This window comes from Novosphingobium sp. FG90, assembly GCF_057808725.1.
This window is the reverse complement of the sequence record NZ_JBMDIO010000102.1, coordinates 1-1,171: the sequence shown is the minus strand read 5'-3', so window position 1 is coordinate 1,171 and position 1,171 is coordinate 1. Positions and strand designations below refer to the sequence as shown.

The window sequence follows — 1,171 nt, the reverse complement described above, 5'->3', positions numbered from 1 at the left end:
TGCCCGCGAGGACTGGTGGCAACCGCTGCTCGAAAGAGCAGCCATCACCCGCTGATCCCTTAAGGCTATTGATTTCCGCTGAGGAATGAATCGGTGAGCGATCAAAGAGGTGGCCTGGAGAATCTGGACAGCGAGATAATTGGATTTTCTGCCTGACGTGGGCCATGGTGGCCGCCAGACAGGAGCAGAGATGAGCAGACGTCACAGCCCGGCGTTCAAGGCGAAGGTGGCCTTGGCTGCCGTGAAGGGCGAGAAGACGCTGGCCGAACTGGCGCAGCAGTTTGATGTCCATGCCAACCAGATAACCACGTGGCGCGCGCAGTTGCTGGAAGGGGCAGCGGGCGTGTTTGGTGGCGAGAGTGCCGCGGAGAACGCCGAGCCTGCCGTTGATGTAAAAACGCTGCATGCCAAGATCGGCCAAATGACGCTGGTGAATGATTTTTTGGCAGGCGCGCTCGGCAAAGCGGGTCTGTTGCCGAGCGCAAAGCGATGATCGATCGGTCACACGGCCTGCCGGTGGTGCGCCAAGCTCGTGAACTGGGGATCAGTCGGAGCAGCGTGTATTACCTGCCTGCACCGGTGTCCGTGACCGACCTGAGCATCATGCGACGCATGGACGATTGCGTCTGGAACACCCGTTTGCGGGCAGCCGGATGCTACGCGACCTGCTGCGGCAGGAGGGCACTGCCATCGGCCGCTGCCACGTCGCCACCTTGATGAAGAGGATGGCCATCGAGGCGATCTATCGCCGGCCCAACACATCCAAGCCCGCGTCTGGGCACAGGATCTATCCGTATTTGCTGCGGAAATTGCCGATCACGCGGCCCAATCAGGTGTGGGCAACCGACATTAGCTACATCCCCATGGCCAGAGGCTTCGTCTATCTGGTGGCCATTGTCGACTGGTTCAGCCGCAAGGTCCTGAGCCACCGCGTGTCGATCACGATGGAGGCTGACTTCTGCGTCGAGGCGCTGGAGGAAGCGATCGCTCGCTACGGCAGGCCCGAAATTTTTAACACGGATCAGGGCAGCCAATTTACCAGCATGGCCTTCACCAGCGTGCTGCTGCGCGAGAAGATCGCCATAAGCATGGACGGCAGGGGCGCCTGGCGCGACAATGTCGTGGTCGAGGGCCTGTGGCGGTCGGTGAAATATGAGGAAGTCTATCTCAA

1 pseudogene is annotated in these 1,171 nt (G+C 60.4%); it reads left to right on the top strand.

Annotated features, from left to right (window positions below):
* Positions 1-190 precede the first annotated feature (190 nt).
* A pseudogene (locus ACODRZ_RS26700) lies at positions 191-1,171 on the top strand (IS3 family transposase); the annotation flags it as partial.